Below are 26,049 nucleotides of genomic sequence, written 5' to 3'. Positions count from 1 at the left end.
TGACCAACCGCGCCGCCACGTCCCGGGATTCCTGGTGCGAACAGGCGCGGGTGCGTGGTGTCCGCGCTCGGCGTCGGGTTCCTGCCCGGCGCCGTGCTGGGCCGCCCGCTGGCCGGCCGGGTGTGGCCACGCCACCTGCTCGCGGCGAGCCAGTTCGTGACCACCGTGGCGTTCCTCGTCCTCTTCGGCTCGATGTCGCGTTGCCCGCCGAGGCGCTGACGACGCTGGCCGGTGCCGTGGCCGGTCCGCTGCTCGCGCAAACGTTGGCGTTGTCCGCCGCCGTCGTGGTCGCCAGCGTCGTCACCGCCGCCGGTGCGCTCGCGGGGTTCGCGCTGCGGTGGGACGGCTCCGCCGCCCTTGCATAGCAGGCCGAACGCCGTGTCCACTTTCGACCCCGGCCTCTGTCCAGTCCACTTAGGACAATCGTTGCCACGTGGAATGGAATGCCGAGGTTCACGCGGATGGAGCAACGTCGTCCTCGTAACGGCTCGCCCCCTGCCGACGCTATAGCGGTCATGCGGCGACCGACGGGACGAGATCGAGGGCATGGACAGGGCTAAGAGGGCTTCTCGCACGGTCGTGGCGTTGTGGACGGCGGTAGTGCTGGTGGCGGGCACCGTGATCGTGGTGCTGTCGACCGGGACCTCACAGCCCGCCCTCGCGTTCCAGCAGGTCGGGCACTGGGTCTACAACGCGGCGCAGAAGGCGTTGCTGCACGTCGACGGTGGCACGAAGCAGGTCGACGCCAAGATCGACGGGGTCGACGCCGATCCCGGATCGCAGGCGGTGCAAGGGGATCGCGACGTCTACCTCGTGGCCGGGCGCAAGGTCGTCGTGTTCGGCAAGTCCAAGCTCACCGTGGACGACTCCGTCGCCGTCGACATCGGGGACGAGCCGGTCGGCATCGAGGTCGTCGGCGGCCCGTACCTCGTGTACCAGCGCGCCGGCACGATCGTGCGGTTCGGCAAGGGCATGACGAAGGTCGCCGTCGGCGGCGAGGTGACGCATCCCGTCGCCACGCCCGAGGGCACGGTCTGGGTGAACCGCCCGGACAACCGCGCGTTGTGCCGTCTGCAGCGGGACCAGTCCGACGTGAAGTGCCCCGCGTCCGTCCCGGATGGACACTCCGGCGCGTTGTCGGTCGTCGGTGACGACGCGGTCTTCGTCGACGTCGTGTCCGGTGCCGCGCACGTCCTGTCGGAGTCGGGACTGGGCAAGGCCGTCCAGCTCGGCGTCACGCTGCCCGAACGCGCCCAGGTCGCCGACCACGGTGTCGCGGGCCGGCTCCCGGTGCTGGACCAGGACCGGGACGTGCTGCTGCTGACCGACGTCAGCGGCGTGCGGGCCGGGCGCACCGCGTCGCCCGCCGTGCCGATCGCGCTCGAACCCGGTGACTACAGCAAACCGGTGTCCTCCAAGGAAGCCGTCAGCGTGCTCGACCACACGCGCAACCGTTTGCTCACCTTCGGAGCGGACGGCCGCCCCCGGTCGACCACGGAACTCGGGCAGGGGCGCTCGCGGATGACGCGCGGCGAGGACGGCCGCGTGTACGTCGACGACGTGGCCGGGGAACGGCTGCTCGTCGTCGACGTCGACGGCAAGGTCAGCCAGGTCGACGTGAACGCCAAGACCCCGCCCAAGGCGCAGACTGCCCCGGTCGTGCCGCCGCAGGCCCAGCTGCCGCCTCCTCCTCCGGCACCCAAGCCCGCCGACCCCGCGAAGCCCGCCGCTCCTCCGGGCGCGCCCGCCTCCGTGTCGGCGCAGCCGGGCAACTCCGAGGTGTCGCTGTCGTGGGCCGCCGCGCCCGCCAACGGAGGTGCCATCACCAGCTACCAGATCACCTGGAGAGCAACGGCGGGCAACGGGACGAGCGGTGCGAGGACCGTTGCCGGCAACGACCTGTCGGCACGGATCGACGGGCTGCGCAACGGTTCCACGTACGTCTTCACGGTCGGCGCCACCAACAGCGCGGGCAGCGGGCCGACCACCGACTCGTCACCGGTGAAACCGAGCTCGGAGATCCCGGGCGAGCCGTCGGACGTGGGCGCCGAGGCCGCGGCGGACGGCTCGGTGGCCGTGACGTGGCAGGCCGCGGACGGCCAGGGCCACGACGTCGCCTCGTACTCCGTCACGGCGGCGGGAGCGGACGGCAGCACCTCGCCCGCGCAGCCGAGCACCGGCACGAGCGCGACCGTCGCCGCCGGAGTGCTGCAGGTGGGCCAGCGGTACACGTTCAAGGTGACCGCGACGAACGACCTGGGCCTCACCGGCAAGGAGTCGCCCGAGAGCAACGGTGTCACGCCCTACCAGCCCGCCACGGCGCCGGGAGCGTTCACCGCGACCCCGGGCGACGGCACGCTGGCGCTGGCGTGGACCGAACCCGACCTCGGCGGCGGCGACCTCGTCGGCTACGTCGTGGCGGGCAACGGACTGCCGAGCCGGACGGTCACGACGACGTCCACGACCTACACCGGCCTGGCCAACGGCACCGCACACACCATCACCGTGCACGCGCTGACACGGGAGATGGGCAAGACTTCAGGACCGCAGGCGACGGGTGCCAGTGCCACGGCCACCGCGACGCCCGGCACCTCGCCGCTGGTGCACCTGACGGGTGCCGGATCGTCGGGCGACCGGCAGATCAACGTCAACGTCAACGTCGACGCCCGCGGCAGCGGTGCGGTCACGTGCCACGTCGTGTTCAACGGCGCCACGCGGTGGACCGGCGGATGTGGTGGCGCACAAGCGATCACGGTCGGCGGCCTCGCCTACGCGACGACCTACGACATCTACGTCGAGGGCAGCAACTCCTACGGTCGTGGGCCGGCGAGCGGACACGCGTCCGTGCGCACCAACGACCCGCCCCCACCACCACGGGAAGTCACGCTGTCCAAGGGCGGCGCGACTGTCCAGTCGAACTGCAAAGCACCTTGCAACTTCCTGCAGGTCGAAGTGCGCAACTTCGCTCCCAACAGGACTTTCACGGTGAACTGCGACTCGCCACCAGGCGCCAGCTACTACAACTACACGTTGACCACCAACGGGGCTGGAAGCGCGAGCAGCGCAGTTTGCTACTACGGCATGAAACAGCAGGTCGCGGTCAGGGTTGACGGTGTCCCGTCGAACGTCGTCGCCTGGTAAGCAGAGTCTGAAAAGGACGGTCACGTCATGGACGCCGCCATCAACCCGGCTGTCGTGTACAACCGGATCGCCGCCAACGTGCAGCGGGTCATCCAGGGCAAGCCCGACGTGGTGCGGCTCGTGCTCACGGCGTTGCTGGCCGAGGGCCACGTGCTGATCGAGGACAAACCGGGCCTCGGCAAGACCACGCTGGCGCACTGCGTCGCGCGCAGCGTGCACGGCAGCTGGAGCCGCATCCAGTTCACGCCGGACCTGCTGCCCTCCGACATCACCGGCACCTCGATGTACCACCAGGGTGAGGGCGAGTTCCGCTTCCACCCCGGTCCGGTGTTCGCGAACATCGTGCTCGCCGACGAGATCAACCGCGCGACCCCGAAGACCCAGTCGGCGCTGCTCGAGGTCATGGCCGAGCGCCAGGTGACCAACGACCGGCAGCGCTACCAGCTGGAGCGGCCGTTCATGGTGGTGGGCACGCAGAACCCGATCGAGCTGGCCGGCACCTACCGCCTGCCGGAAGCGCAGCTCGACCGGTTCCTGATGCGCGTGTCGATGGGGTACCCGCAGCCGCATGCCGAGGTGCAGGTGCTGCTGGCCGACAGCGAGCAGATGACGCCGGACCGCCTGCCGTCCGTCGTGGAGCTGCGCGACCTGGCCATGGCGATCGAGGGCGTGCGGCGGGTGCACGCGGACTCCGACGTGTGCGCGTACATCGTGCAGCTCGCGACGGCGACGCGGGAGCACGCCGACGTCCTGCACGGTGTCAGCCCGCGAGGCAGCGTCGCGCTTCTCCGCGCGGCACGGGCGTGGGCGTCCATCGAGAACAGGGACTTCGTGGTCGTCGACGACGTGAAGCAGGTCGCGCACGCCGTGTTCGAGCACCGGCTCATCCTCACCCCGGAGGCGGAGCTGGCCCGCCGGACCGCCGCCGACGTGGTCCGGTCGGTGCTGGCGATGATCAGCCCGGTCGGAAGCCGCCGATGAGACTCACCGCCCGGGGTGTCGGCCTCGGCCTGTCCTCGGTGGTGCTGGGCGTCCTCGGAGTCCACTTCGGACACACGCTGGTGCTGCTGCTCGGTGTCGCCGGAGCGGCCGCGGTTCTCGCGTCTCTCGTGGTGACGAGCGGCAAGGTCGACGTCGAACCCGAACGCGACATCCACCCCGCGTGGGTGGAGGCGGGACAGGCCGCGGTGGCCCAGATCATCGTGCGCAACGCGTCCTCACGGCGATCGCCCGCCGTGGTGGCCCGGGACCGGCGTGACGGTGGCGAGGAGCTGGTCCCGGTGCCGAGGCTCGCGCCGGGCAGGTCGTCCCGGCACACCTACTCCCTGCCGACGCACAAGCGCGGCAAGCTGGTCGTCGGTCCTGTCGCGTTCGAGCGCGAGGACGCCTTCGGGCTGGCGCGCAACAGGGTGCTGAAGGGCGAGACGTCGGTCCTGCACGTGCATCCGCGGCTGCACGCGGCCGGAAGCGTCGCGGCGGGCGTGCGCAGGCACAGCCACGAGGGACTGGTCGAGCTGACGTCCCAGCGCGGCGCGGCCGAGCTGCGCTCGCTGCGGGAGTACGTGACCGGCGACGAACCGCGGCACGTGCACTGGAAGGCGTCCGCGCGCACCGGCAAGCTCATGGTGCGGGACATGGTCGACCCGGACGAGGTGCGCTGCACGGTCGTGCTGGACGACCGCGCCGAGGTGTTCGATCCCGCGCTGTTCGAGGCCGCCGTGGAGGTCGTGGCGTCGCTGGCCCACGCGTCCGCGTCCGACGGCCTGCACACCACGGTCCGGATGGCGACCGGCACGGGGGTCGACACCACCGGCGGCGCGGCGGGCAGCCGGCGGATCCTCGAGGTGCTGAGCGAGGTCGGGCAGTCCGCGGAGGGCTTCCGGCTCGACGGGCTCGGCGGCGGGTCCGCGGGCCACCTGGTGTTCGTGACGCACCGCGCGACGCCGGACGTGATCGCGTCGCTGACGCGCTGGGGTGCGACCACGACCGTGATCGACCTGGCCGGTGATCCGGCGGCCGAGAACCACGCCGGGGTGCGGAGGATCGTCGCGGCGGACGCGGCCTCGGCCGTGGCGCTGTGGAACCGGGGAGGCCGGGGATGAGAACGCGTGTCGGCGCTTGGGGTGTCGTGGCGGCGGCGTTGGTCGCGGGCCTGCTGTTCGCCCCCGTCTTCAGTCTCGGCGCGCTGATCCTGCCGCTGGCCGGCGTGGCGGTCGTCGCCGTGCTCGCCGATGAACTCGCGACGCGCAAGCCCTCGCTCGCGGCCTGGCGCCCGGCGATCGTGCTCGTGGCCGGACTGGTCGTGGTGTTCGAGCTCGTCGTCGCGCGCGGCGTGCCCGGTCTCGGGGACCTCGCGGTGTTCGGCGACGGAGTGCTCAACGGGTGGCGTGCCGCGCTGGAGAGCACGTGGCCGGCGCGGCCGGAACCCCGGCTGGTCCTGTTCGTGCCGGTGCTCGTGCTGCTGGCCTGCGTGCTGGGGCTGGAACTGCTGCGCCGCACCGGTCCGTTGCTCGCGCTCCTGCCGAGCGTCACCGTGCTGGTGCTGGCTCAGGCCTTCGTGGCGATGCGCGGTGCGGACGCCGTCGCGTGGGCGCTGGCGTACGGGGCGGTCGCCGGGCTGGTGCTCGGTTCGGCCGTGCTGTCGCGGACGACCCTGCGGGCGACAGCGGCTGCCGCGACGGCGGTCGCACTGGTCGCCGCGGGCGTGCTGATGCCCGCGCTGGGCACGCCGATTTCGTTGCACGACGACCGGAAGCCGCCGGAGCTGCCCGCCGCACTGGTCAGCCCGCTCGACGAGATGGGCGGCCGGCTCGCCGACCCGGAGCAGGCCGTGTTCCGGGTCCGGAGCCAGGCCGAGGTCGACCGGTGGACGCTCGCCGTCTTCGACCGCTTCGACGGCGTGACCTGGTACCGCGACGGCGGGTTCCGCGCACTGGGCGCCGAGCTTCCCGCCGACCCCGCGGTCACCGTGCCGACCCGCCTGTCGCAGGCCACGATCATCCGCGACGCCGCCGCACCGCTGTGGCTGCCGACCCAGTCGCGGACCGCGGCCGTGCACGGCCTGGACCCGGCGGTGGACCCCGAGACCGGTGTTCTGATCACCGCCGCCGCGACCGGCACCTACGAACTCCTCTGGCGCGCACCGCAGACCCGGCGGGAGGACTACTCGTCGTACTCGCTGGGAGCACGGGCCGGTGGCCTGAACGACGTCCCGGAGGGACTCGACGCGCTGGTGAAGGACGCGGTGGGCGACACCGGGCCGTCGTTCGCGAGCGCTCTCGCGATGGAGAAGTGGTTCCAGGACAACTACAAGGTCGCGGAAGGCGACGACCTGCCGACCGGCAGGGCGTACCCGCAGCTGCTGCACTTCCTCACCGCCAGCAAGCGCGGCACGACCGAGCAGTTCGCGTCGGCGTACGTCGTTCTCGCGCGGCTGCACGGGATCCCCGCCCGGCTCGCGGTCGGGTTCCGCGATCGTGGTGCGGAAGCGCTCGACGGGGACGGCAACCGAGTGGTGCGCAACAAGGACGCCTTCGCGTGGCCCGAGATCGCGGTCGCGGGCGTCGGCTGGGTCCCGCTCGACCCCAGCGGCACGGTGGCGGCGGTCAAGCAGGACACCGCCCGGCCGAAACCCCCGGAACAGCAGAAGATCCCCGACGCCAGCGACACGATCGAGCAGGACCAGGTCCAGCCGACGACGCCTCAGCTCCCCACGCCTCCGGTTCAGGAGCCGATGAACTGGGTGCTGCTCATCGCGTTCGTGCTGGGTGTGCTCGTGGTCCTCGCCGCTCTCGCCGTACCCCTGACGAAGGTGCTCCGGCGACGCGGCCGTCGCCGGGGAGATCCGCGCAAGGCGGTCGTCGGCGCGGCGCAGGAGGTGCACGACGTGTTGCGGGAACACGGTTTGCCCGTCACCACGGGAATGACGATGCGCGAGATCGCCCGCGAGACGGCGGACGTCCTCGATCCCCGGGTGGGCCACGAGCTCGGCGAACTGGGCGGGGTGGTCGACCACGCGCTCTGGTCCGGCCGCCCACCGGACGCCCGGCACGTCGAACGTGCCTGGCAGGTGGTGGGTTCCGTGCGCAAGGGCGTGCGGGTGCTGCCGCGGAAGGTCCGTCTTCGCGCCGCCGTCGCGCCGGCGCGGAGGAGATGATCCTCAGTTCCGGCAACGGGCGCCGCGGACGCCGATCGGGTCGCTCTCCACGGTCTGCTGTCCGTCGGTGCCCTGGACCGAGAAGCAGTACTTCGCCTGCGGGTCGATCTCGGCCGTGTAGCTCGTGTCCCGGGCGACGAGCGTGGTCTTCGGTTCGGGCTCGCCCTCCTCGGCCACCACCACGGCATAGTCCAGGCCCGCTGGTCCGGTCCACTGCAGACGGACGGAGCCGCCCTCGTCGACGGGCTGCGCCAAGGTGATCGTGAAGCCCGCGGGTGCGCTGGACGAAGGCTGGGCCGGCGGTGCGGCGGCGTTGTCCTCGGGCCACAGCAGAAGTGCGGCCGCGCCGAGCACCAGGACGCCGAGCACGCTCGCGGCGATGACGACTCCCTTGCCGCGCTGGGGAGGTTCCACGGGATCCGCGGAACCGGGACGGACCCCCGTCACGCCCGGAGCGAACGTCCCGGCGGTACCGCCGTGGTCGGTGAAGGGGCGCACACCGGTCTCCTGCGCCACCCGTGGCGCCGGGGTGACCTCGACCGCGAACTCGGCCAGCCGGAGCGAGGCCGTGCCCGCGTCCGGACGCCGGCGTGCGGGCTCGGGGGTCATCATCTCGCCGATCAGGGCGACGAGTCGTTGCGGCACAGCGGGATCGTGGACCTGCGGCAGCACCCCGGACATCGCCCGGTGCCTCGCCACGATGTCGCTCTCGCCCTGGTGCAGGGGAAACGCGACCTGACCCGTGAGCGCGTAGAAGAGCGTGGAACCGAGGCCGTACACGTCGGAGAACGCGCTCGGCTCGTTCTTCCACAGCTCCGGTGCCGCGTGTTCCCAGTTCGCGAGCTGCTCGTCCTCCTGACCCGCCTGGGAATCGGCGCACAGCCCGAAGTCGGAGAGCAGCGGGCGTCCGTCCTGGAACAGGATGTTCCCCGGCGTCACGTCGAGGTGTACCAGGCCCGTGCCGTGCAGCTCCGCCAGCGTCGCGGCGATCAGGTGCCCGATCTCGGCGGCCTCGGCCGGAGGCAGCGGTCCGGAGCGGACCACCCTGTCGCGCAACGATCCCTGGCACAGCTCCATCACGAGGTACGGCTGCGCGGTGACCGGGACGAACCCGTGCGAGTACACCGTGACGACGTCCAGCTTCGACACCTTGCCGACGGACTTGCACTCCGCCTCGAACTGGGCGCGGGTGTGACGGTCGCGGGCGCTCGCGCGGAAGACCTTCACCGCGACGCGCCGGCCGAACTGCTGCTGGACTCCCTCGTACACCGTGGCGAAACCGCCGCTGCCCAGCACCCGCGTGAGCTGGATGTCCGGGATCTCGGGAAAGTTCTCCGGTTGTGACACGCGAGGAGCGTAGCGCCAGGAACCCTTGTGGCGATATGCCTTGCGACGACCGGAGGTGGTGGATGCGGGTCCGCATGACCGTTCAGGAGAACGGCTTCCCCGCGCGGGACGTGGTGCTCGAATGCGGCTCCGGCGACCTGGTGGGGGACGTGCTCCACCTCCTGCGCGCGGAGGTGCGTGGTGGCGGTGTGCCGTTGGTCGACGGCCTCCCGCTCGATCCCGCCCAGCGGGTTTCCACGTCACCGCTCAAGAACGGCGCGGTCGTCACGACGGAACCGTCACCCGTGCGCCGTCCCGCCGCGTCCGGTGCGGTGCTGCGCGTGGTCTCCGGCGCGGACACCGATCTCGCGGTCCCGCTGAGACCCGGCGTCCCCGTCAGGATCGGGCGAGGGTCCGAAGTGGACGCCGACCTCGCCGACCGCGACGTCTCCCGTCTGCACTGCGAGGTGCGGTGGGACGGCCAGACCGCGCGGGTCGCGGACCTGGGCTCCCGCAACCACACCTTCGTCGCGGGCCGGAAGGTCACCGCGGAACAGGTGATCGGCCCCGACGAGTACCTGCAGGCCGGCGGCACCCGGATGGTGGTGGACCGGACGGGCTTCCGTCCCGCCGAGGTCGAGGACGACGGGGAGGGCGGCCTGCGGGTGGGCCGCGCGCCGAGGGTACGGCCCAGACCGTGGACCGGCGCCCAGGTCGACTTCCCGCACGAGCCGGAACCGTTGCAGGAGAACGAGTTCCCGATCCTCGTGCCGTTGCTGGGCACCGCGGCGCTCGCCATCGGCGCGCTGGTCATCTCCCGCCACCTCGGGTACGTGGTGATCTCGATCGCCGTCGGGCTGATCGGCACGTTCGGAATGCGCTGGTGGTACAAGAGATCCCACCGCAGGCAGACGGCCGCCCGGCTCGCCGCCCACGAGAACAAGGTGCGGGCACGCAGGACCGAACTGCAGGCCGCGGCCGACGAGGAGAGCGCGCACCTGCACGCCTCGTTGCCGTCCACAGCGAGCCTGATCGCCGTGGGCACGGACCGGGACCACCGGCTCTGGCAACGGCAACGCCTCGACGACGACTGGCTGCACCTGCGGATCGGCACGACGAACCGGAAGACGTCCGTGCGGCTGCGCGACGAGCCCGCCGGGTGCGAGATCCCGATGCTGGTCGGTGCGCCCGTGGGCCTGTCGCTCGCCGAACACCCGGCGTGGGGCCTCTCCGGTGCACCGCACCAGACCCTCCCCGTGCTCACCGCCCTGCTCGTCCAGGCGTCCGTCCTGCACGGCCCGGACGAGCTGCGGATCTCCGTGATCGCGCCCGGAGCCGAGGATCTCGGATGGGCGCGCTGGCTGCCGCACGTGCAGGCCGACTCCGGTGAGCTGCGGGCCGCGTGGCGTGCCGAGCAGGTGGAGCCGCTCGTGCAGGCGCTGCTCGACCTGGTCGGGGACCGCGAGGCCACCGTCGCGCCGCAGCAGGTGGTCGTGCTGGTGGGCGCGTCGGACCTGGTGCGCGTTCCCGGTGTCGCCGACCTGCTGGACCGCGGACCGGAGGCGGGGCTGCGGTTCCTCTGCGTCGACAGCGCGGCGCACCAGCTGCCGTCGGTCTGCCGTGCCGTGCTCGATCTCGCCGGCGGTGTGCTGCGCCGGGACCGCGACGATCCACTGCCCTTCACGCCGGAACGGGTCTCCCGTGCCGATGCCGAACGGGTGGCGCGCAGTCTCGCGCCGCTGCGGGTGGTCGGACAGCGGGCCGGAGGTGGTCTTCCGGAGATCGTGCGGTCGCGGGACCTCATCGGCAAACCGGACGCGGAGGCCGTGCGCGCGGCGTGGCGGCTCAAGCCCGCGGAGACCGCGGTGTGCGTCGGTGTCGGCGGTTCCGGGAACTTCGTGCTGGACATCGTGCGGGACGGCCCGCACGCGGTCGTCGTCGGCACGACCCACGCGGGCAAGAGCGGGTTCCTCGTCACGCTGATCACCGGTCTCGCCGCGGCGAGCACCCCGGAACAGCTGAACTTCCTCTTCATCGACTACAAGGGCGGCGCGACCGTGCGGCGGTTGTCCCAGCTCCCGCACGTCGTCGGTGTGGCCGACAACCTCAGCGGTGACCCCACGCGGGTGCTGGCCGTGCTGCGGGCCGAGCTGGAACGCCGGCAGCGGCAGCTCCGGACGGCGAACGCGGAGAACATCGCGGAGTACCGGGCCAAGGCGTCGGTGAACCCCGCGCTGCCCCCGTTCCCGCGGCTCGTCGTGGTGGTCGACGAGCTCGCCGAGCTGAACGCACGTCTGGACAAGGCGGTCGACGAGCTCATCTCCGTCGCCCGCACCGGTGCGACGCTCGGCGTGCACCTCGTCCTCGCCACGCAGCTTCCGGGCGACGTCGCGGGCAGGATCACCGGCAACGTCGCCCTCCGCGTGTGCCTGCGCGTCGAGGAACGCGCGGAGAGCGTGGAGATCATCGGAAAGCCCCACGCGGCCGCGATCGGGCAGCACCAGCGCGGCCGGGCGTTCGTCCTGCGCTCCGGCGTGCTGCACGAGGTGCAGACCGCGTTCTCGTCGTCCCCGGTGGTCGAGTCGGAGGCGGCGACCAGGCTGCTGCACCCGCGGGAGTGGTGGCAGACCGGCGTTCCCCTGCACGACGGCGCCCCCACGAACGCGTCGCGCACCGACGTGGACGACCTCGTCGAGGCGATCAGGGAGGCGGCGGACGGGCTCACCCCTCCGTTCGAGACGTGGGTCAGCCCGTTGCCCGCGACGGTCGGTCTGGACGCGATCCCGTTGGCACGCCACCAGCTTCCGATCGGTGTGCAGGAGGTTCTCACCGAGCAGGCGCACCGGCCGTTGACGCTGCCGCTCGGCACCGGGCATCTCGCGATCGTCGGTGCCGCGCAGTCCGGTCGCACGAGCGCGCTGCGGGCGATGGCGGTGGGGCTGATGACCACCAGCGGCCCGGACGAGGTGCACCTGCACGTCATCGACTCGTACCGCGGCCTCGCGGGTGCGCTGACGTCGGCGCCGCACTGCGGTGTGGCCGTCGACGCCGACGAGACCTGGCGGGTCGACCGCCTGCTCACCCGGCTCGAGGCCGAGGTGGACGAGCGCATGTCGTTGCTCGCGAGCAGGGGAGTGTCGAGCGTCGCCGAACTGTGGACCGCCGGGGGTGACGCGCCGCCGCACCTGGTGCTGCTCGTCGACGGGCCGGAAGTGCTGATGGACGACTACGACCGCACCGACCGCGTGCTGCGGCTCCTGCGCCGGGGTGTTGCCGCGGGCCTGACCGCGTGCGTGGCGTTGCGCGAGTCGGAGGCCAAGCAGAAGCTGCTCGAACTGTGCCCGCACCGCCTGGTGCTCGCGCTGACCGACGACTCGCGCGGCAGCACGGTGGGCCTGCCCGCCAAGGTGAGGACCGTCGGCAACCCGGCGGGCCGCGGCGTGTGGGTCGAGGACCTCACCGAGGTGCAGGCGCCGCTGCTGACGGGCCCCTCGCAGCGCGACGCCGTGATCGCCGCCGCCGAGGCCGCCCGGACCCGGTGGCCGTCGGTGCGTCGTGCGCCGATCGCCGTGGACCGGTTGCCCGCCGACCTCTCGCTCGACCACCCCGTCATGTCCGCTGTGGACGGTCGTGGCCGTGCGGTGCTGGGCGTGGCGGGGGATCGGCTCGGCGCTGTCGCCGTCGACGTGCTGGGTGAGCACCGCACGCTGCTCGTCGCGGGACCGCGCAGATCGGGCCGCAGCACGGCGGTCTGCTCGATCGCGATCTCCCTTGCCAGATCAGGGATGCGCGTCGCTCTCGTGGGCGGGCGCAAGTCGGCCGCGTACGCGAACGCGGTGGCGCACGGCATCGACCTGGTCTCCGCCGGAGATCTTCCGTCCGATGTGGACGTCGTCGTGGTGGACGACGCCGACCTCGCGGCCGACGACGCCGCGGTGGCGAGTGCGCCGGTCCTGATCGGGGCGGTCGACGTCGAACGCGCCGGCATGGCCCCGTACGGCAACGAACTGATGAAGAGACTGGTGGCCGCACGAGCAGGCGTACTGCTGTCGCCGCCCGGCGGCACGACCGCGCTGGGCGTGAAGGTGCCGCGCCCAGCGGGTTTCTCGACCCCGCCGGGACGCGCCTACCTCGTGCAGGACGGTGACATGGTGCTGGGCCAGGTGCCCCGTTAGTCGAAGCGCAACGACTCCGCGATCGCGCCGAACACGTCCGAGAACAGGTCGGCGAGATCGCGGTTCGGCGTGAACAGCGACAACACGGCGAACCGGCTGCTGTCCGGCACGGGCACGAAGTAGCGGTGCATCAGCCCGCTGCCGGTCCACGCCGTGCCGCGGAGGTCGACCTCGCACGACGCCAGCACGCCTTCGCCTGCGGGCAGGCCGACCGTGCGGATGCTGATCTTCTCCGCCGACCGCGCGTACAGGTCGTGCCGCAGGTCCGTGATGCTGACCGGCGGTGAGATCGCGAGCGTGGCGTTGGCGGTGAGGAGCGACGTGGTGTCGTTCTCGCCGGTGAGGAAGTCCGCGTAGAACCCGGCGAGCACGAGCCCCGTCTCGTCGGCCAGCGCGCGCAACCCGGACGCGACCGGCGCCACGTGCTGCGCGATCCGTTGCGCGTCAACGCCTTCGCCCCACTGCTCCCGCGCCGTTCGGGTGAGCTCGGCGGTGACGTCGGGGTTGCGCGGGTCGATCTCCAGCCAGCCGCGCGGCATTCGGATGCTGACGGACCGCGTCACGGCGGAGGTCATGAGGGTTCCCTACTTGAACTTGTTGTGGATGATGATGTCGCGAGCGCCCAGCCAGCCGTCTTTCCAGCCGTCCTTGACGGAGTCGTCGAGCATCTCTTCGTCGTCGGACGGGCCGTCCCGGAGCTCGCTGATCTTCTCGGTGGCCTCGTGCACATCGATCACGATGTTCTGTGCGCCGATCCCGGCGGAGGTGGAGAGCTTCACCGCTTCGGCAGTGGTGACGGGCCCGGATGTCACGGAGAACATCCGCGTGATCGGAGCGCCGAGCCTGTCGAGGTCCGATGGTCCGCCGAGTTTGCCCGCTCCGAAGGAGATCGCCGCCGCACCCACCCCGAGCGCCGCGGCCGACACGGCTTCGGCGCCGCGTGCTCCAGTCCGGTACTGCTCGGCTCGACCAGCGAGGACGACGGCCTTGCCGGCGAGTCCGATGCCGCTCATCGCGGCACCGATACCCTTACCGGCGGCGTATCCGGCTGCGAAGCTCGCGGGACCACCGACCAGGCCGATGATCCCGCCACCGATGGCACAGACGATCGGCATCAGCGGCGCGACGGCGAGCAGCACGTCGCTGACCTTGTCCAACACGTTCAGGAACTGGTCGAACTCGGGGGAGCGGACCACCCCGTTCCACCACTCACCGACGTGGTCGCCGATGTTCTTGTTCTGGATCCCCGCGTCACTGGCGTCGTCGATCTCCGCGACAGCCCGCCGCCCGGCGTCCTCCCGCACCTCCCGAGCAGCCTCCGCGAGGCGGCGCGCGGCCTGCTGCCGCGCCTCGGCCCCCGCGATCTGCCCCGCCGCGACACCGGAACGGCTGCGGGCGGCGGCCTCGGCGGCACCAGCCCGCACCCGCTGGGTCTCGCTCTGCTCCGCCCGAGCCTGCTCCCGAGCCGCTCCGGCGGCGTCCCCGGTGGCCACGGCGAGCGTCTGGGCCGTGCGCGCGGCCGTCAAAGCGGCCAACGCGGCCTGGGCTGCCCGGCGGTGCTGGGCGCTCTCCTGGTCGGCGATCGCCTTGCGCGCCAACGCTCCCGTGCGTTCGGTCCCGGCGTCGCGTGCGTCCGTCTCGGCCTGGGCGGCGGTGCGTTGGGCGCTCTCCAGCTCGTCGGCGTAGCGCAGCAGCGCGGACTCGGCGAGGGTGAACGAGGTGCTGAGCTTGCGCAGATCGGGGACCAGGTCGGCGACGCTCCTGCCGAACACCTCGGCGGCGGCGCCGGTCCACTGGGCCGAGGAGAGGCCTCGGTTGATCGCGTCCAGGCGGTCGGAGGCCTCGGTCGCTCCCAGGCTCACGGTGCCCAGGCGGTGCGCCACCTGCTTCACGCCGGCGGGATCGCCCGGAACCGGGTTGTGCCCCAACGCTTCCCAGCTCACTGGGCGCCTCCGACCGACTGGCGGACCTCGTTCTCCACGAGGTCGTAGGTGGCGGCGGTGTCCCGCAGCGCGTCCAGGCAGCGGTCGAGGTTCTCGATGACGCGGGCACGTCCGTCACGCCAGTTCGCCGCGAACTCGTCGAGCGCGGCGCTCACGCGGTGATCACCGCTGACGTCGGCGGGAAGCTCGTGGTGGCCTCCGGTGCGCGCCTCGAGATCGTCCCTGAGAGAGGCGATCGTGGAGACGAGCTCCGAGATCGCGGCCGGGTCGAGGGTGAAGCCGGTGCCCGTCAAGCATGCCTCCCGAGGTGACAGTCGCAGCAGTCAGATCGGAGGCTCGCGCGCGGGCGTTACCGCGCGCGGAACTCATGCCAGGTCAGGCAGAATGGGAGGGGTGCCGGACAAGCTGACCGTCGACCTGCACCCGATCTTCCGCAGCGACCAGGACATCGCGCAGGCCATCCGCGCCGCGCTGTTCCGCGCGGCCGGGCAGAAGGTGCCGCTCGTCGAGATCATCACGGGCAAGGGGTCGGGCAAGCTCAGGAGCCGCGTGCTGGCGATGCTGAAGCAGCCGCACGTGAAGAAGCTCTACCGGCGCGTCGAGACGGCTCCGGGCAACGACGGGATGGTGCTCGTGCACCTGCGGTAGGGCTCAGCTCTGGCTGGTGCGCCGCATCACGCGGTCGAGGAGCTCGGCCTCCTCGCGGCTCTCCTCGTCCGAGGACGTGAGCGCGAGCAGGAAGATGATGACGACGCTGACGCCGGCCCCGCCGATGATCAGCGACGTGATCAGCTCCTGGGAGTTGCCGATGACGACCGACGCGCTGTGGTCGTGAGCCATGCTCATGGCGTACATGCCCGTGTAGTGCATGCCGGTGACGGCCACACCCATCACCAGCGCCGCGCCGATGACGGCCGCGAAGCCGCTCACCTTGCGGGTGAACCAGAGGGCGACGGTCGAGGCGACGACGGCGATCACGACGGAGAGCGCCACGATGCCGGGGTTGTAGGAGACGTCCGCGTTGATCACGATCGCGGCCATGCCGGTGTAGTGCATCGCGGCGACGCCGAGTCCGGTGACGAGACCGCCGGCGGCCAGCGGCCAGAAGCGCGTGTCCCCGTCGATGCCGTAGCGGCGCACCAGGAACAGACCGGCGGCGACCACCACGATGGCGACGACCATGCTCAGCAACGTGATGGGGATGTCGTAGGAGACGTTCGCACCCATCCACGTGCCGAGCATCGCGGTGAAGTGCATGCCCCAGATGCCGAGTCCACCGATGGACACCGCGGCCACGGCGATCCACCAGTTGCGCGTCGTCCTGGTCGCATGGCGGGCACGTTCGGCGGACAGGAGGCCCAGAACAGATCCCAGGCACGCCACCGCGTAAGCCGCGAGCGGCGTCATCGTCCCCATCTCCATGCCGAGATGAAAACATTTCGAATCTATTCAGCACAAGGCCGTTGTGGACAAAGGAAGATGACAACACGAAGCGCGATCGGACGGGCACACCGTGCGTCTGTCTACACAGGACTACTGTGCGTCTGCGTAGGACCGCAGTTTGAGCATCCGTTGTGCCCGTGGGAAATCACGCAGCTGCGCGGCGAGCAGGTCCAGCGTCGGTTGCATGACGCGGCTCGGCACGCCGCGCGCGTCGAGCACTTCGCCCGTCCACGAAAGGAACGTGTGGAACAACGCGTCATCGTCCACGTACAGAGCGGTGGCGAGGAACTCGACGATGTGCGCGAGATCCTCGGCGGCGTGCTGACGCTGTTCGTCGCTGTAGGACCGCATGGCGGGCACGCAGCCCTCCAGCTCCCGGTACACCGAGCGCACCAGGTCGCGTGCGCTGCGTGACACCAGCGTGTACTCCTGGTCGGCGAGGTGCGGCAGGTCGTCGATCGGCTGGTGCGGCGCCGCCGGTCGCGGCAGCGTCTGCGACATCAGCATGTCCGCGGCCGAGCGTGCGTCGGCGGCCCACGCGTTCGCGCCGAACCGCTTCGCGTGCGTGCCGTCCGTGCCGAACGCCGCCCCGCCCACCATCACCGGTACGCCGGTCGCCTGGCAGGCCGTCATCGTGGCGTGCGCGGCGGGCAGCCTCGTCGCGATCGAACTGGAGAGCGCGACCACGTCCGGCCCGGTGCGGTGCAGGTACGTGATCAGATGCGTCGCCGGCACCTGCGCGCCGAGGTAGTCGACGGCGAAACCGCGGGACGCCAGCACTTCCGCGAGCAGGCGGGCGGGCAGTGCGTGCCACTCACCGTCCACGCACGCCACCGTCACGCGGCCGTGCACGGGTTCCCGCCGGGGTCTTGTGATCGACAACGCGGTGACCGCGCGGTCGTTGATCGCGGTGATCGCGTGCTCCTGGGCCACGCTGATCCGGTTCGTCGCCCACTCGCGGCCGACCCGCTGCTGCACCGCGCCGATCACGTCGAGCAGCACGACCTCGTGGCCGAGGTCCTCGGCGGCGGCGAGCACCACGTCGGTCGCGCGGTGTTCGTTGCCGTCGAGGACTGCTTCCCACAGGTCGTCGACAGCCTTCACGAAGCCCTCCTGCGCGGCGCGGTGATCGCGAGCACCGCCATGTCGTCGTGTGCTCCCGTGCCGACCCATTGCGAGGCGAGCATGTGCACGTGTTCGACGAGCGCCTCGGCCGGCATGCCACCACAGCCCGTCAGCGCCCGGCGCAACCGGTCCTCGCCGAACTCCTCGTCGCCGAGAGGTCCGCCGCAGGCCTCGGTGATGCCGTCGGTGTAGAGCAGGCACGAGTCGCCCGGCGCCAGCACGACCTCGTCCGTCGCCGTCGTGATCTGGGGCAGGATGCCGACCAGCGTGCCCTTCGTGGCGGCCACCTCGACCGTGCCGTTCGCCCGCACGACCAGCGGGGGCAGGTGCCCGCCCGAGGTCAGCGTGACGTGCAGACCCTCGTCCACCGGGCGGACCGTGCCGACGACTGTGGTGATGAAGCGGGACTCGTCCGTCGTGAGAAGCGCCTGGTTGAGGGCGTGCAGCATCCTGTCGTGATCGGTGACGACCTGCAGGAGCGCGTGCACGGCCGTGCGGACCTTGCCGGTCTGCGTCGCCGCGTCGAGGCCCTTGCCGCAGACGTCGCCGAGCACGACGAACAGCTCGTCGTCCGGCAGTTCGTGCACGTCGTAGAAGTCGCCGCCGACCCGTTCGGACTCACCGGACGCGCGGTAGCGGCCGGCCAGCTCGACGTGGTCGTAGCGGCGCAGCCTCGGCGGCAGCAGGTCGCGCGTCAGCCTGTCGGTGATCGCGGCCTGCTGCGTGAACAGGCTCGCCGCCGAGATCGCCACGCCCGCACGGGACGCGAAGAGCCGCGCGAACGCCTCCTCGTCCTCGGTGAACCGCTCGCCCCGCCTCATCAAGATCAACGCTCCGGCGGGGACGCCGTGACCGGGCAGGGGGGTCACCACGATCGACGACACGTCCCGGGCCAGCCACTCCGGCGCCACGGCCGGGTCGATCCACTGCGACGGCACCGGCGGGAACCCGCGCAGCACCTCGCTGAGCCCCGCGACAGCTTGGACGTCGACGTCCCGCAGCTCGTACGTGGGCTCCTCACCCCGGCGGCAGCGCGTGACGGGGTGCCCGCCGACCGACGGCGGCGCGATGACCAGCGCCTCGTCCGCGAGGTGGGCGGCGGCCATCTCGGCCACGACGGTCATGCACCGCTCGGGGTTGAGCGACATCATCAGGGCGTTGGACATCTGCGTCAGCAACGCGGCGCGTTCGCGTTCGAGCAGCAGGTCCGTCTCGTCCAGCAGCCACCAGGTGACCGAGCCGTCCTCGTTGTCGGCCCGGTGCACGGCGTAGCTGCGTTCCGCGACGCTCACGGACTCGCCGTGCCGCCATCGCGGCGCGATCTGCTCGGGAAAGAGGGATTTGGCGGCGTCGTTCATGTCGTGCACCGCGCCGGCGGCGTCGACGACGAGCGCGGGGCACGGTGAACGCAACCAACTGGAAACCGCGACCACGTTCGGATTGTCTCATCCGAAGCGGATCAAGAACAACGTTTGAAACCCCGTAGAGCGGGTATGAGGTCCTCAGAGGACGATCACAGCGTCACCTTTCCGGTGATCCCGAGCACGGAGTTCCCGCCGACCCAGATCTCGCCGCCGTCCTGCGCGAGGTGGATCCGCCCCTTCCGGCCGAGCGCCGTGCCCTGCGCCGCGACGTACCGCGACCGGGCGATCCCCGCCGGGATGAGCCACTGCGCGATCGAGGCGTTGAGGCTGCCCGTCACCGGGTCCTCCTCGTACCGGCTGCCCTCGAAGACGAACGCCCGCACCTCGAACGCCACCTCACCGCCGTCGGGGTGCGGCCCGACCACGCCGATGCCGGTGAACGCGCCGAACCGCTGGTAGTCGGGCCGCAGCGCGAGAACGGCCTCGGCGGAGTGCAGCAGCACGGCGACCCAGCCAGGCCCGTTGTCGGCCCACCGGGCATCGGCGATCTCCTCCGGCGTGATCGCGAGCGCCGCGGCCAGGGCGGCGCGGTCCTCGACCGGGCCACCGCGCAGCAACGGCGGGGCGGCGAACGCCAGCCGCGAGCCGTCCCGGCGCACCTCCACCAGCCCGGCACCGCACTCCTGCACCAGCCGGTCCGGGTCGCGCGGGGTGTTCCCGGCGGACAGCCAGGCGTGCGCCGACCCGAGCGTCGGGTGGCCCGCGAACGGCAGCTCGCGGCTCACCGTGAAGATCCTCACGCGGTAGTCGGCGGCCGGGTCCTCGGCGGGCAGGAGGAACGTCGTCTCCGCGAGGTTCGTCCAGTTCGCGAACGCCGCCATCTGCTCCGTGGACAGGCCTTCCGCGTCGTGGACGACGGCGAGCGCGTTGCCCTTCATGAACTCGTCGGTGAACACGTCTACCTGGCTGAACGTCCGCATGAGCCCAAGCTAGGCCCTGTCCTGCAAGTCTGTTCGATGAGAGTCACGGCCGCGGCACTTGTCCACGACTGTCGCGGACGAGACTTGCAGGACAGGGCCTGGTCAATGGTGGCGTCCGACGTCTGACCTCGCCGCGAGGTGGTGGCCGCACACGTGGTGGAGTCCATTTACCGGCTCTTAACCTCGAACGCACGTCCTGCCTGCAACGACGGAGGCGAACACATGCGATTGAGGAACGTGCTCGTGGCACTCGCGGCGGCCACCGGCCTGGCCGCCGCATCCCTGTCGATCTCGCTCGCGGCGGTCCCGCCACCGCAGCCCGGCGCTCTCACCAAGTACAACGTCACCGGCACCTACGTCAGCGGGTTGTCGTCCGGCGGCTTCATGGCGAACCAGCTGCACGTCGCGTACTCCGGGGTGTTCCAGGGCGCGGGCATCTTCTCCGCCGGCGCCTACGACTGCGCGCAGAACAACGTGAACACCGCGCTCCTCGCGTGCATGGACACCGTCCAGGCCCGCAAGACGCCTGCCCAGCTGGAGCAGCTGACCCGCGACCGGGCCTCGGCGGGCACCCTCGACTCGCCGCAGAACCTCTCCGGCGACCCGGTCTGGCTCTTCCACGGCACCGCGGACGACACCGTCGCGCGTGTCGTGAACGACGACCTCGCCACCTACTACCGCGACTTCGGCGCTCGTGTCGCCTACAACAACACCAGCGGTGCCGGGCACGCGTGGGTCAGTCCGATCGGCCCGAACGCCTGCGGTGTCACGACTTCGCCGTACGTCAACAAGTGCGGGACGACCGACCCGGTCGGGGAGATGCTGGGACACCTGTTCGGACCGGTGAACGCGGCGGCCGCCTCGACGTTGTCCGGCAAGCTCGTCCAGTTCGACCAGGGCCAGTACGCGCCCGGCGGAAACGCGGCGTCGATCAGCATGGGGCGTGAGGGGTTCGCCTACGTGCCGCGGTCGTGCGAGACCGGGCCCTGCAAGCTGATGGTGACGCTGCACGGGTGCTACCAGTACTTCGGACTGGTCGGCAACGCGTTGATGGACAAGGCCTACCTCAACGAGTACGCCGACACCAACAACATGATCGTGCTCTATCCGCAGGCCACGACGATGACCGGGAACCCGCGCGGCTGCTGGGACTGGTGGGGCTACCAGTCGCCGCAGTACGCGCTCAGGACCGGCCCGCAGATGACGGCTGTGATGAACATGGTCAAGGCGTTGAGCACCGGCGGGCCGACCACCACGACCACGACGACGACCACCACCACGCCTCCGGTCTCGCAGTGCGTGACCGCCAGCAACTACGCCCACACCGTCGCCGGCCGGGCCTACGTGACGGCGGGCCTGACGTACGCACTGGGCTCGAACCAGGCCCTGGGCCTGTGGAACACCTTCACCACCAGCACGATCCGGCAGACCACCCCGAACCACTGGGTGAAGTGCTGACCTGCGAGCGAACCCGGGGTGGCGGCGCACGCCGCCACCCCGGACGCGGTCAGCAGTGGTCGAACGCGTAACCGGACTGGCCCGGCCCGACGAGGTAGCGGTCGCGCAACGTCGTGGTGGCCGGGGTGTCCGGGTCGTTGCACACGTCCTCGAACGTGCCGCGCAGGTCATCGGTGTACTCGATGTCCATCACGTGATCGAGGTACACGTCCGAGTAGGACGAACACTCCTCCCAGCGGTGGCACTCCTCGGAGACCGCGAAGTCGAACCCGACTTCGGAGCGTCCGCGGGCGGCCTGCTCGGCTGAGTTCTTCTGGCCGATCGCGAGGCCCTTGGCATGCGAGCGGTCGGCGAGCAGCTTCGCGTAGGCGAGATTGTTGTCGACGCTCAGCCTGCCCCGGGAACGCAGGTAGGAGTCGAGGTTGTCGACCTCGACCGCCTTGAAGCCCTTCGACGCGCACTGGTCGATCGTGCGGCCGATGATCGAGGCGAGCTCGGTGCGCTTCGCGGACGTCGACGTGTCGAGCAGGAACTCGTCGGGCCAGTTCGGATCGATGATCGGCCTGCCGGACGAGTCCTTGAGCACGAGGTGCCCGCGCTGGTTCAGCCAGACGTCGCGGTCGGCGGGCTGGGACTGGAACCCGTTGACGTAGCAGATGGTGTAGAGGCTGGCGGCGGGCGAGGCGGTGGCGTCGCGCGTCACCAGCGTCACGCCGCGGGGAGGCGTGTACGCGGCACCGAGCTGGTAGTCGAGGACCGCGCCGACCGGAGGCGGTTCGATCGCGGCGGCCGAGGTGTCCGCCTGGCTGGAGGCCAGCGGACCGGCGACGCAGGCCGCGAGGGCGAGCGCGGTGAGGGCGGTCCCGGCCAGGGCGCGTGCAGGGGAGGTCATAGGCGCCTTACTCCTTGATCGCTCATGAGTGGTGATTGAGTGTGAGCGACTCTAGCGAGAAGCGACCTCTGCGGCTAGAAAGCAATCTCAATCGGTCACGGTGCTTGCGTGTTTGAGCGATTCCGGCTTAGTGTCCCCGACCACACAGCCGCCCCCACCCCTGAGGAGTCGACATGGCACACGGCAGAGGGCTGGGTCGCCGGACGGTGCTGACCATGGGCGCCGCGCTCGTCATGACGGCGGCGTGCGGCACGGGCTCCGGTGGAGACGGCAAGGTGAAGGTGTGGCACGGCTACACCGACAAGGAGGCGGCGGCGTTCGACAAGCTCGCGGCGCGCTGGAACACCACACATCCCGACCAGCAGGTCGAGCTGGTGTTCAACGGCGGCAACGACAACGCGCTGCAGAAGACGCTCGCGTCGTTCGCCTCGGGCAACCCGCCGGAGGTCGCGTACCAGTACGGCTCCTCGATCACCGGGCTCACCGGCCGCCCGCAGACGCAGGACCTCACGGACCTCCTGCGCGGTGACGCGGCGTTCGACTGGGACGACCTCTTCCCGGCCGGGCGCGAGGCCGCGACGGTCGACGGCAAGATCTACGGCGTCCCCGCCCTCGTCGACAACCTCTCCCTCGTCTACAACAAGAAGCTGTTCGACGAGGCCAAGATCGCGCACCCCACCGACTCCTGGACGTGGGACGACTTCCGGTCGGCCGCGCAGAAGCTCAGCGGTGACGGACGGTTCGGCTGGGCGTACGTCAACGACGGCACCGAGGACACCGTGTGGCGGTTCCTCGCGCTGCTCTGGCAGGCGGGCGGCGACCTGCTCTCGGCGGACGGCAAGAAGGCCGCGTTCGCCTCGGACGCCGGGCAGCAGGCCATGCAACTGTTGCGGGACATGGCCGTCACGGACAAGTCGGTGTACCTGGACGCGGGGGACCAGCAGTACCTCAACCTCTTCAACTCCGGCCGCGTCGCGATGCTGTGGACCGGGCCGTGGGACCTCGGCTCGATCAACGAGGACGTGTCGTACGGCGTGCAGATCCTGCCGGGCAAGGTCACGCACGCGACGATCGCCGGCCCGGACACGTTCGTCGTGTTCGGTGACAACGGCCGCACGAAGGCGTTGCCGTTCCTGAAGTGGCTGCTCTCCGCGGAGATCCACCTCGAGTTCGCGATGGAGACCGGCCACCTGCCGATCCGCCAGTCCGAAGTGGACCTCTCGGGCTACGCCGAGTTCGAGGCCAGGTACCCCGGCACCAAGGTGTTCGTCGACAACCTGGCGAAGAACGTCACGAAGTCCCGGCCCAACATCCCGCAGTACCCCAAGATCTCGCAGGTGCTGGGCACCGCCGTGCAGTCCGTCCTGCTCGGTCAGGCCGAACCGAAGGCCGCGCTGGAGCAGGCCCGCGGCGAGGTCGACCAGGCGCTGGCGGGATCGTGACGCTCGACCGGCGCAGGCTCGCCGACCACGCCGCCGGGTGGGGGTTCGCCGCCCCCGCCGTGGTGCTGATCGGGGTGTTCGGACTCGTCCCCGTCGTGTGGTCGTTCGTGCTCTCGTTCCAGCACACCGACCTCACCTCGCCCGGGACGTTCGCGGGCGGCGAGAACTACGCCAAGCTCGTCGCGGACCCGCTGTTCTGGGACGCCGCCCGCCGCACGCTCGTCTACGTGGCGCTGTTCGTGCCGGTCACGCTCGCGCTCGCCCTGCCGATCGCGGTGATGCTCAACCAGAAGATCCGCGGTGTCGTGATCTACCGGCTCGCCGTGTCCGTGCCGCTGGTGACGTCGACGGTCGCGACCGGCATCATGTTCAGCTGGCTGGCGAACCCGCAGTTCGGGCTGGTCAACGCCGCGCTGGACGCGGTGGGCCTGCCCGAGCAGGGCTTCTTCTCCGACCCCGGTCAGGCGCTGTTCGCCGTGGTGGCGATGACGGTGTGGGGCTGGCTCGGCTTCGCGGTCATCATCTACCTGGCCGCCCTGCAGAACGTGCCGAAGGACCTGCTCGAGGCGTCCTCGCTGGACGGGTGCGGGCGTGCCCGGTCGTTCTGGCACGTCGAGCTGCCGCTGGTGTCGCCCGCCACCGGGTTCCTGCTGGTGTGGCTCACGATCAACGGCCTGCAGCTCTTCGACGCCGTGTACGTGACCACCAAGGGCGGGCCGCTGCGCGCGACCACGGTGCTCGTCTACCACCTCTACAACGAGGCCTTCGTGAGCTTCGACGGCGGCTACGCGGCGGCCATCGGCTGCGCGGTCTTCGTGCTGATCGCCGCGTTCACCCTCCTGCAGCTGCGGTTCAACCGCCGGTCCCACTACGAGGTTCGATGAGAAGGCCCAGCGCACTGCACCTGGTCCTGGTGCCGCTCTCCGCCGTGATGGTCACCCCGCTGGTCTGGATGCTGCTGGTGTCGTTCTCCACCAGGGAGGAGTCGCGGCGGTTCCCTCCCGGCCTGCCGAGCGGGTTCGAGTGGGAGAACTACCTGGCGGCGATGCGGGACGCGCCGCTGGGATCGTGGCTGGTCAACAGCTTCGTGGTGTCGGTCGTCTGCGTGACCGGCAACCTGCTGCTCTGCTCGCTCGCGGGGTACGCCTTCGCGCGCATCCGGTTCCTCGGCGGCAGGGTCGCGTTCTTCCTGATGCTCGCGACGCTGATGGTGCCGTTCCAGATCGTCATGCTGCCGTTGCTGATCATGATGCGGTCGCTGGGACTGGTCGACACGCTCGGCGCGTTGATCGCGCCCAACCTCGCCACCGCGTTCGGCGTGTTCCTGATGCGGCAGTTCTTCACCACGCTGCCCCGTGAGCTGGAGGAGGCCGCGCGGATCGACGGCGCGAGCAGGCTGCGGACGTTGCTGCAGGTGCTGCTGCCGTTGATGCGGCCCACGCTCGCGACCCTGGCGGTGCTCACGTTCCTGCAGACCTGGAACGACTTCCTGTGGCCGTTGATCGTCCTGCAGAGCCCGGACTCGCTGACCGTCCAGGTAGGACTGCAGAGCTTCCAGGGCGCCCACACCACGAACTGGCCGAAGCTCATGGCCGGCACGGTGCTCAGCCAGCTGCCCGTCCTGCTCGTGTTCTTCTTCGCCCAGCGGTTCTTCGTGCGGTCGGTGGCCGCGGCGGGCATCAAGTGACGCAACGACCAAGGGACTCCGCCATGCACAACACCTCCGCCGAGATCGCGTCCCAGCCCGCCTGCTGGCGCCGCGCCATCGCACTCGCCGCCGACCCGGAGACCGTCGCCGCCCTTCCTGCGCACGGAGAACGCGTCGCGGTCGTCGGCTGCGGCACCTCCTGGTTCATGGCCCAGGCCTACGCCCGGCTGCGGGAGGACGCGGGGCTGGGGGAGACCGACGCGTTCGCCGCGTCCGAGTTCCCGTTCGCCCGCACCTACGACCGGGTGGTGGCGCTGACCAGGTCGGGCACGACCACCGAGGTGCTCGACGTGCTGCGGCGGCTGAAGGTTCCCAGCACGGTCGTCGTCGGCACTCCGGGCACACCCGCGACGGAACTGGCCGATCACGTGGTCGCGCTGGAGTTCGCCGACGAACGTTCCGTCGTCCAGACTCGGTTCGCCACGAGCGCGCTCGTGCTGCTGCGCTCCCACCTCGGCGAGCGGCTCGACCTCGCGCTGCTCGACGTCGACCAGGTGCTGGCCGAGCCGGTCGACGCGGATCTGGTGGAGCGCAACCAGTTCACGTTCCTCGGTGGCGCGCCCTGGACCACCGGCCTCGCGGCCGAGGCGGCGCTGAAGATGCGCGAGGCGTCGCTGAGCTGGACCGAGTCCTACCCGGCCACCGAGTACCGGCACGGCCCGATCGCCATCACCGACGAGGGCTCGGTGGTCTGGGTGTTCGGCACCCCGCCCGAAGGCCTCGACCTCGACGTGGCGGGCGCGGGCGGCCGGTGGGTCGCCCGGGACCGGGACCCGCTCGCCGACCTCGTCGCGGTGCACCGGCTCGCCGTGGAGATCGCGCTGCGGCGCGGGCTCGACCCCGACACCCCGCGCAACCTCACCCGCTCGGTGATCCTGAACTCCTCGTCCTGAAAG

Annotated in this window: 22 protein-coding genes; 13 read left to right on the top strand and 9 right to left on the bottom strand. The window is 71.0% G+C overall.

The window, feature by feature from the left end:
* Window positions 1-57 precede the first annotated feature (57 nt).
* The 6 genes from ACWF7A_RS22100 to ACWF7A_RS22075 all read left to right on the top strand — a co-directional run bounded on the left by ACWF7A_RS22100 (window position 58) and on the right by ACWF7A_RS22075 (window position 7,297).
* On the top strand, window positions 58-219 hold the full coding sequence (locus ACWF7A_RS22100; RefSeq protein ID WP_452252352.1) for a hypothetical protein: 162 nt from the start codon (window positions 58-60) through the stop codon (window positions 217-219).
* Complete coding sequence (locus tag ACWF7A_RS22095; protein WP_452252351.1) at window positions 201-365, top strand: hypothetical protein; 165 nt, start codon at window positions 201-203, stop codon at window positions 363-365. Before ACWF7A_RS22100 ends, ACWF7A_RS22095 begins: the two co-directional genes overlap by 19 nt.
* A gap of 181 nt (window positions 366-546) precedes the next feature.
* Window positions 547-3,141 (top strand): fibronectin type III domain-containing protein, encoded by a 2,595-nt coding sequence (locus ACWF7A_RS22090; RefSeq protein WP_452252350.1) that lies wholly within the window; start codon window positions 547-549, stop codon window positions 3,139-3,141.
* 27 nt (window positions 3,142-3,168) lie between these two features.
* Entirely contained in the window at window positions 3,169-4,122 is a 954-nt protein-coding gene (locus tag ACWF7A_RS22085) for an AAA family ATPase (protein WP_452252349.1), read from the top strand.
* Window positions 4,119-5,243: a DUF58 domain-containing protein gene (locus tag ACWF7A_RS22080; RefSeq protein WP_452252348.1), complete on the top strand. Its 1,125-nt coding sequence runs from the start codon at window positions 4,119-4,121 to the stop codon at window positions 5,241-5,243. The genes ACWF7A_RS22085 and ACWF7A_RS22080 overlap by 4 nt, the downstream gene beginning before the upstream one ends.
* Window positions 5,240-7,297 carry a DUF3488 and transglutaminase-like domain-containing protein gene (locus ACWF7A_RS22075; protein WP_452252347.1) on the top strand — a complete coding sequence of 686 codons (2,058 nt, stop codon included), beginning with the start codon at window positions 5,240-5,242 and terminating at the stop codon, window positions 7,295-7,297. Before ACWF7A_RS22080 ends, ACWF7A_RS22075 begins: the two co-directional genes overlap by 4 nt.
* A gap of 3 nt (window positions 7,298-7,300) precedes the next feature.
* Here the strand turns inward: ACWF7A_RS22075 and ACWF7A_RS22070 are convergent, their stop codons facing one another.
* Window positions 7,301-8,644 (bottom strand): serine/threonine-protein kinase, encoded by a 1,344-nt coding sequence (locus tag ACWF7A_RS22070; protein WP_452252346.1) that lies wholly within the window; start codon window positions 8,642-8,644, stop codon window positions 7,301-7,303.
* A gap of 74 nt (window positions 8,645-8,718) precedes the next feature.
* Between ACWF7A_RS22070 and ACWF7A_RS22065 the strand changes: the two genes are divergently transcribed.
* The gene (locus ACWF7A_RS22065; protein ID WP_452252345.1) at window positions 8,719-12,798 is read left to right on the top strand and encodes an FtsK/SpoIIIE domain-containing protein; all 4,080 of its coding nucleotides are present in this window, start codon (window positions 8,719-8,721) and stop codon (window positions 12,796-12,798) included.
* On the opposite strand, the gene ACWF7A_RS22060 is transcribed toward ACWF7A_RS22065, so the two are convergent.
* Genes ACWF7A_RS22060 through ACWF7A_RS22050 form a run of 3 tightly spaced genes read right to left on the bottom strand, consistent with a single transcriptional unit; the run spans window position 12,795 to window position 15,034 of the window.
* Window positions 12,795-13,373: a hypothetical protein gene (locus ACWF7A_RS22060; protein ID WP_452252344.1), complete on the bottom strand. Its 579-nt coding sequence runs from the start codon at window positions 13,371-13,373 to the stop codon at window positions 12,795-12,797. The two genes, ACWF7A_RS22065 and ACWF7A_RS22060, sit on opposite strands and share 4 nt — an antisense overlap.
* A 9-nt stretch (window positions 13,374-13,382) precedes the next feature.
* Window positions 13,383-14,741: a hypothetical protein gene (locus ACWF7A_RS22055; protein WP_452252343.1), complete on the bottom strand. Its 1,359-nt coding sequence runs from the start codon at window positions 14,739-14,741 to the stop codon at window positions 13,383-13,385.
* Window positions 14,738-15,034 (bottom strand): hypothetical protein, encoded by a 297-nt coding sequence (locus ACWF7A_RS22050; RefSeq protein ID WP_452252342.1) that lies wholly within the window; start codon window positions 15,032-15,034, stop codon window positions 14,738-14,740. Before ACWF7A_RS22050 ends, ACWF7A_RS22055 begins: the two co-directional genes overlap by 4 nt.
* Window positions 15,035-15,134: 100 nt before the next feature.
* On the opposite strand from ACWF7A_RS22050, the gene ACWF7A_RS22045 reads away from it, so the two are divergent.
* The gene (locus ACWF7A_RS22045) at window positions 15,135-15,389 is read left to right on the top strand and encodes a Smr/MutS family protein (RefSeq protein ID WP_452252341.1); all 255 of its coding nucleotides are present in this window, start codon (window positions 15,135-15,137) and stop codon (window positions 15,387-15,389) included.
* Between the two features lie 3 nt (window positions 15,390-15,392).
* Here the strand turns inward: ACWF7A_RS22045 and ACWF7A_RS22040 are convergent, their stop codons facing one another.
* The 4 genes from ACWF7A_RS22040 to ACWF7A_RS22025 all read right to left on the bottom strand — a co-directional run bounded on the left by ACWF7A_RS22040 (window position 15,393) and on the right by ACWF7A_RS22025 (window position 19,653).
* A complete protein-coding gene (locus ACWF7A_RS22040; RefSeq protein WP_452252340.1) occupies window positions 15,393-16,163 on the bottom strand; it encodes an MHYT domain-containing protein in 771 nt (256 codons plus the stop codon).
* Between the two features lie 111 nt (window positions 16,164-16,274).
* Complete coding sequence (locus ACWF7A_RS22035; protein ID WP_452252339.1) at window positions 16,275-17,288, bottom strand: cobalamin B12-binding domain-containing protein; 1,014 nt, start codon at window positions 17,286-17,288, stop codon at window positions 16,275-16,277.
* On the bottom strand, window positions 17,285-18,721 hold the full coding sequence (locus ACWF7A_RS22030) for a PP2C family protein-serine/threonine phosphatase (protein ID WP_452252338.1): 1,437 nt from the start codon (window positions 18,719-18,721) through the stop codon (window positions 17,285-17,287). The genes ACWF7A_RS22035 and ACWF7A_RS22030 overlap by 4 nt, the downstream gene beginning before the upstream one ends.
* Before the next feature lie 101 nt (window positions 18,722-18,822).
* Window positions 18,823-19,653 carry a PhzF family phenazine biosynthesis protein gene (locus ACWF7A_RS22025; RefSeq protein ID WP_452252337.1) on the bottom strand — a complete coding sequence of 277 codons (831 nt, stop codon included), beginning with the start codon at window positions 19,651-19,653 and terminating at the stop codon, window positions 18,823-18,825.
* A 222-nt stretch (window positions 19,654-19,875) separates the two neighbouring features.
* On the opposite strand from ACWF7A_RS22025, the gene ACWF7A_RS22020 reads away from it, so the two are divergent.
* Window positions 19,876-21,111, top strand: coding sequence for an extracellular catalytic domain type 2 short-chain-length polyhydroxyalkanoate depolymerase (locus ACWF7A_RS22020; RefSeq protein WP_452252336.1), 1,236 nt, complete (start codon window positions 19,876-19,878; stop codon window positions 21,109-21,111).
* Between the two features lie 49 nt (window positions 21,112-21,160).
* Here the strand turns inward: ACWF7A_RS22020 and ACWF7A_RS22015 are convergent, their stop codons facing one another.
* Entirely contained in the window at window positions 21,161-22,003 is an 843-nt protein-coding gene (locus tag ACWF7A_RS22015; RefSeq protein ID WP_452252335.1) for an endo alpha-1,4 polygalactosaminidase, read from the bottom strand.
* A gap of 173 nt (window positions 22,004-22,176) precedes the next feature.
* Here ACWF7A_RS22015 and ACWF7A_RS22010 point away from each other — a divergent pair, with 173 nt between their 5' ends.
* From ACWF7A_RS22010 to ACWF7A_RS21995, 4 genes are read left to right on the top strand one after another with little or no spacing between them, the layout of a single operon-like run.
* Window positions 22,177-23,445: an ABC transporter substrate-binding protein gene (locus ACWF7A_RS22010; RefSeq protein WP_452252334.1), complete on the top strand. Its 1,269-nt coding sequence runs from the start codon at window positions 22,177-22,179 to the stop codon at window positions 23,443-23,445.
* Window positions 23,442-24,329 (top strand): carbohydrate ABC transporter permease, encoded by an 888-nt coding sequence (locus ACWF7A_RS22005; protein ID WP_452252333.1) that lies wholly within the window; start codon window positions 23,442-23,444, stop codon window positions 24,327-24,329. The genes ACWF7A_RS22010 and ACWF7A_RS22005 overlap by 4 nt, the downstream gene beginning before the upstream one ends.
* Complete coding sequence (locus ACWF7A_RS22000) at window positions 24,326-25,132, top strand: carbohydrate ABC transporter permease (protein ID WP_452252332.1); 807 nt, start codon at window positions 24,326-24,328, stop codon at window positions 25,130-25,132. Before ACWF7A_RS22005 ends, ACWF7A_RS22000 begins: the two co-directional genes overlap by 4 nt.
* Before the next feature lie 23 nt (window positions 25,133-25,155).
* On the top strand, window positions 25,156-26,046 hold the full coding sequence (locus ACWF7A_RS21995) for an SIS domain-containing protein (protein ID WP_452252331.1): 891 nt from the start codon (window positions 25,156-25,158) through the stop codon (window positions 26,044-26,046).
* Window positions 26,047-26,049: the final 3 nt, after the last annotated feature.

The organism is Lentzea sp. NPDC055074 (assembly GCF_053608005.1).
This window is presented reverse-complemented; position numbering and strand designations above follow the sequence as displayed.

What these genes read in the sequence shown, in the direction of transcription:
- ACWF7A_RS22090 (WP_452252350.1), top strand. Translation starts at nt 547, where the DNA reads ATGGACAGGGCTAAGAGGGCTTCTCGCACGGTCGTGGCGTTGTGGACG.
- ACWF7A_RS22085 (WP_452252349.1), top strand. Translation starts at nt 3,169, where the DNA reads ATGGACGCCGCCATCAACCCGGCTGTCGTGTACAACCGGATCGCCGCC.
- ACWF7A_RS22080 (WP_452252348.1), top strand. Translation starts at nt 4,119, where the DNA reads ATGAGACTCACCGCCCGGGGTGTCGGCCTCGGCCTGTCCTCGGTGGTG.
- ACWF7A_RS22075 (WP_452252347.1), top strand. Translation starts at nt 5,240, where the DNA reads ATGAGAACGCGTGTCGGCGCTTGGGGTGTCGTGGCGGCGGCGTTGGTC.
- ACWF7A_RS22065 (WP_452252345.1), top strand. Translation starts at nt 8,719, where the DNA reads ATGACCGTTCAGGAGAACGGCTTCCCCGCGCGGGACGTGGTGCTCGAA.
- ACWF7A_RS22060 (WP_452252344.1), bottom strand. Translation starts at nt 13,373, where the DNA reads ATGACCTCCGCCGTGACGCGGTCCGTCAGCATCCGAATGCCGCGCGGC.
- ACWF7A_RS22040 (WP_452252340.1), bottom strand. Translation starts at nt 16,163, where the DNA reads ATGGAGATGGGGACGATGACGCCGCTCGCGGCTTACGCGGTGGCGTGC.
- ACWF7A_RS22025 (WP_452252337.1), bottom strand. Translation starts at nt 19,653, where the DNA reads ATGCGGACGTTCAGCCAGGTAGACGTGTTCACCGACGAGTTCATGAAG.
- ACWF7A_RS22020 (WP_452252336.1), top strand. Translation starts at nt 19,876, where the DNA reads ATGCGATTGAGGAACGTGCTCGTGGCACTCGCGGCGGCCACCGGCCTG.
- ACWF7A_RS22015 (WP_452252335.1), bottom strand. Translation starts at nt 22,003, where the DNA reads ATGACCTCCCCTGCACGCGCCCTGGCCGGGACCGCCCTCACCGCGCTC.
- ACWF7A_RS22010 (WP_452252334.1), top strand. Translation starts at nt 22,177, where the DNA reads ATGGCACACGGCAGAGGGCTGGGTCGCCGGACGGTGCTGACCATGGGC.
- ACWF7A_RS22000 (WP_452252332.1), top strand. Translation starts at nt 24,326, where the DNA reads ATGAGAAGGCCCAGCGCACTGCACCTGGTCCTGGTGCCGCTCTCCGCC.
- ACWF7A_RS21995 (WP_452252331.1), top strand. Translation starts at nt 25,156, where the DNA reads ATGCACAACACCTCCGCCGAGATCGCGTCCCAGCCCGCCTGCTGGCGC.